Source organism: Nocardiopsis sp. LOL_012, assembly GCF_048060475.1.
In the GTDB taxonomy this organism is placed as follows: Bacteria; Actinomycetota; Actinomycetes; order Streptosporangiales; family Streptosporangiaceae; genus Nocardiopsis.
The window spans coordinates 1-2559 of sequence record NZ_JBHMIV010000075.1; the positions used below are offsets into that span (position 1 = coordinate 1).

The 2559-nt window shown below is 70.5% G+C and carries 2 protein-coding genes and 2 tRNA genes; all 4 read right to left on the reverse strand.

Annotation, left to right across the window (positions count from 1 at the left end; genetic code table 11):
* Positions 1-167: 167 nt before the first annotated feature.
* Positions 168-243: transfer RNA gene (locus tag ACFHWE_RS23425), tRNA-Glu, on the reverse strand.
* Positions 244-294: 51 nt separating this feature from the next.
* A tRNA-Gln gene (locus ACFHWE_RS23430) sits at positions 295-366 on the reverse strand.
* A 133-nt stretch (positions 367-499) separates the two neighbouring features.
* Positions 500-1948 (reverse strand): glutamate--tRNA ligase, encoded by a 1449-nt coding sequence (gene gltX, locus ACFHWE_RS23435; protein WP_416604035.1) that lies wholly within the window; start codon positions 1946-1948, stop codon positions 500-502.
* A gap of 23 nt (positions 1949-1971) precedes the next feature.
* On the reverse strand, positions 1972-2559 hold a 588-nt coding region (locus ACFHWE_RS23440), incomplete at its 5' end, for a GDSL-type esterase/lipase family protein (RefSeq protein WP_416604036.1).

Consider the following 2559-nt stretch of genomic DNA (forward strand, 5'->3'; position numbering starts at 1 on the left):
GATTCGAACCGCCGTTACCGCCTTGAGAGGGCGGCGTCCTAGGCCACTAGACGACGGGGGCCTACGGGTTCGACCATCGCGGTGATCACTACCACAACTACTCGAACCGGACATCGACGACATGCGCCGAACAAGAAGAGACCCACACCGTGGAAACCTCTCCCTGTTGGTACCCCCGAGCGGATTCGAACCGCCGTTACCGCCTTGAGAGGGCGGCGTCCTAGGCCACTAGACGACGGGGGCGCACACGGGTCACAGACCCGCACGGCCCGCGGAACACCGCGGGACCGAGAGCTGGGCTACCAGGACTCGAACCTAGACTAACTGAACCAGAATCAGTCGTGCTGCCGATTACACCATAGCCCATGGCCTTCGGAAGGGCCCGGCGGTTCCCACCGCCCCGCCCCTCTCGGCGACGTCGTTAACTCTAGCGGACATTCGGAGTCCTCGCGAACGGAAAACGGGGCGACCGGCCTGTCGAACCGGTCGCCCCGCTCCCTCAGCCCTGCGCGGTCTCCTTCTCCTGGGCCCGGAGCCGCTCCAGAGCGGCACCGACACGGGCCAGGACGCGCTCGCGCCCCAGCAGCTCCAGCGACTCGAACAGCGGCAGACCGACGGTGCGCCCGGTCACGGCCACCCGCACGGGGGCCTGCGCCTTGCCGAGTTTGAGGCCGAGGGAGGCGCCGGCCTCCTCCGTGGCGGCCTTGAGGGGCTCGGCGGCCCACGCCAGACCCGGGTCGGCGAAGCGGGCCTGGGCGGCCTCCAGCATCTCCCTGCCCACGCCCGGCTTCATGGCCTTGTTCCAGCTCCTGTCGTCCTCGACAGGTGTGTCGAGGAAGAGGAAGTCCACGTTGGGCACGATCTCGCCGAGGACCGCCACACGGCTCTGCGCCAGGGGGGCGACCGCCCGGAACACGTCCTCGTCGAAGGCGGCGTCGTCCCACGGCGCGGCCTCCCCGGTCAGCCACGGCCGACAGCGCTCCACGAACTCGTCGGCCCCCAGCGCGCGGATGTACTCGCCGTTGAAGGCGCGCAGCTTCTTCTCGTCGAAGAAGGCACTGGAGCTGTTGACGTCTGCCACCCGAAACAGCGGCTGCATCTGCGACCACGGCATGATCTCGCGGTCGTCGCCCGGGGCCCAGCCCAGCAGCATCAGGTAGTTGACCATCGCCTCGGCCAGGTAGCCCTCCTCCTGGTAGGACTCCAGGGCGACCTTGTCGCGGCGCTTGGACAGCTTCTTGCGCTGCTCGTTGACGATGACGGGCAGGTGCGCCCACACCGGCGGTGCCAGCTCCAGGGCCTCCCACAGCAACTGCTGCTTAGGCGTGTTGGACAGGTGCTCCTCGCCGCGGATGACGTGGGTGATGCCCATCTCGACGTCGTCGACCACGTTGGCCAGGACGAACAGGGGGGAGCCGTCGGCGCGCGCGATCACGAAGTCCTCGATGGCGGCGTGCTCGAACTCCACACGACCGCGGATCCGGTCGTCGACGACCGTGGGACCGCCCTCGGGAACGCGAAAGCGCAGGGCACGGCCCGGACCGGCCTCCAGACCACGGTCGCGGCAGAACCCGTCGTAGCCGAGGTTGGGGTTGTCGCGGCGCTCCTGCACCTGTTCACGGGTGCAGTCACAGTAGTAGGCCCGGCCGCTCTCGTACAGGCTCCGGGCGGTCTCACGGTGCTGGTCGGCCTGCTCCGACTGGAAGTGCGGCCCCTCGAAGTGCGGGTCGTCGGCGCCGATCCCGAGCCAGGCCAGGGCGCGGATGATGCCCTCGGTCCACTCCGGGCGGTTGCGAGCCGCGTCGGTGTCCTCGATGCGCAGCACCATGCGGCCCTCGGCCTGCTGCTGTGCCAGCGCCCAGTTGAACAGCGCGGAGCGCGCGCCGCCGACGTGGAACATGCCCGTGGGGGACGGGGCGAATCGGGTGCGAATAGGAGTCTCAGTCACGGGACCCAGCGTAGCGGCGACGGTCAGTCCGGCGAGGTCAGCGGACGGGGATGGGCGGGACCCATGCCGAACTCCTCGGAGAGGGTGTCTGCGAAGGCCGCCGCGATCTTCACCTCGCCGCGCGCGCTGGGATGCGTACCGTCGCGGGTGTCGGCCGCCGGGTCCCAGCCCTCCCGGTCCGCGACACTCAGACTGACCACCGGTGAGCGGTCCGTGCACAGGTCCGCGGCCACCCCCCGCACGAGCGCGTTGTAGCCGCGCAGGCGCAGCGCGAACGCCGGGTCCGCACCGGCGAGCGCGATCGGCGGAGACTCGGCGGCGGCGATCCGCAGATCCGGGTTGCCCCGGCGGGCCGCCGCCGCGTAGGAGCGCAGGCGGCGCTCCATCTCCGCCGCAGGCACCGGCCACAGCAGGTCGTTGACGCCGAGGAGCACGCACAGGAGGTCCGCCCCGTGGCTCCGGACCTCCTCCTCGATGGAGTCGGCGGCCTCGGCCAGGGTGCGCCCCCACACGGCGTTGTGTTCCTGGTCGAAACGGGGATCCCGGTACCGTGCGGTGCCCGCCAGCCCACCACCACCCTCAGCGGACGGCCTGACGGCCGCAGCCCCCTC